Source organism: Methylobacterium oxalidis (genome assembly GCF_007992195.1).
Lineage (GTDB): Bacteria > Pseudomonadota > Alphaproteobacteria > Rhizobiales > Beijerinckiaceae > Methylobacterium > Methylobacterium oxalidis.
The window spans coordinates 1-1,075 of sequence record NZ_BJZU01000108.1; the positions used below are offsets into that span (position 1 = coordinate 1).

A 1,075-nucleotide genomic window follows, 5' to 3' on the forward strand; every position below is an offset into this window, starting at 1 on the left:
TCGCCGACTCGACCTCTCCCGGACGGGAGAAGTGGGGGCGGCCCCACCGCTCTGCCCCAGAAAAACATCGGACGCGGGTCCCCGCCCCGCCTGTCGCCGGCCCGGACCGTCAGGCCGGCGCGGCCGCCCGCAGCCCGGCCTCGGCCCGGACCGGGGCGGGCTCCAGGCAGAGCTCGGCCAGCAGCGGCAGGTGGTCCGAGGCGAGGCGCGGCAGGGGGCCGCGCACCACGCCCACCCGCTCGACCGCGACGCCCGCGCTGACGAAGACGTGGTCGAGCCGCAGCACCGGGCAGCGGCTCGGGAAGGTCGCGCCGCGGCCCTCCGCCCCCGCCGCCCGCCGCGCGTCGGCGAGACGCGCCGCGAGGCGCCGGTAGGCCCGCGACAGCGGCGTGGCGTTGAGGTCTCCCACCAGCACGAAGGGCGCCCGCGCCTGCGCGCTGCCGAGCCAGCGGGGCCCGAGCAGCGCCTCGACCTGCGCCACCCGCTCGCGGCCCGACAGGCCGAGATGCGTGTTGAGGATCTGCAGGCGCCCGCCGCCCATCGCGACCTCGACCCAGAGCGCGCCGCGCGGCTCCAGGCCCGGCCGCCGGTCGAGGCCCGGCAGGGCGTCGGCCCGGATCAGGCGGGCGGGCCGGGTCGTCAGGATGGCGTCGCCGTAGCGCTCCTCCAGGATCTGCAGCGCCGGATGGAAGTGGTGGCGCATGTCGAGGAGGCGGGCGATCTCCTCGGCCTGGTCGAGCCCGCCGGTGCGCGCCCGCCCGACATCGACCTCCTGCAGGGCCACCACGTCCGGCTCGCAGGCGGCGATCACCTCCGCGATGCGGGCGGGCGAGATCACCCCGTCGAGGCCCCGGCAATGGCGGATGTTGTAGGTCATCAGCCGCAGCCGCGGCGGCGGGGGAGGCGTGGAATCCATGCGCAGGGCGGGCCGGAGCGGTCGCCGGACCGCGGGCCACCGCATCTAGGGCGGGCGGCAGGGCGCGGCAGCCCCGGGGGCCGGGCCGCCGGGGCGCGACGTGCTCCCTCTCCCGAACGGGAGAGGGTTGGGGTGAGGGGTTCGCCTTATCCGGATAGC

Annotated in this window: 1 protein-coding gene; it reads right to left on the minus strand. The window is 77.9% G+C overall.

The genetic code is table 11. The features are described 5' to 3' along the window. Positions 1-109 precede the first annotated feature (109 nt). Positions 110-916 (minus strand): endonuclease/exonuclease/phosphatase family protein, encoded by an 807-nt coding sequence (locus MOX02_RS22750; RefSeq protein ID WP_238178693.1) that lies wholly within the window; start codon positions 914-916, stop codon positions 110-112. Positions 917-1,075 lie beyond the last annotated feature (159 nt).

Excerpts from the sequence above, each read along its gene's own strand:
- MOX02_RS22750 (WP_238178693.1), bottom strand. The coding sequence starts at position 916 with ATGGATTCCACGCCTCCCCCGCCGCCGCGGCTGCGGCTGATGACCTAC.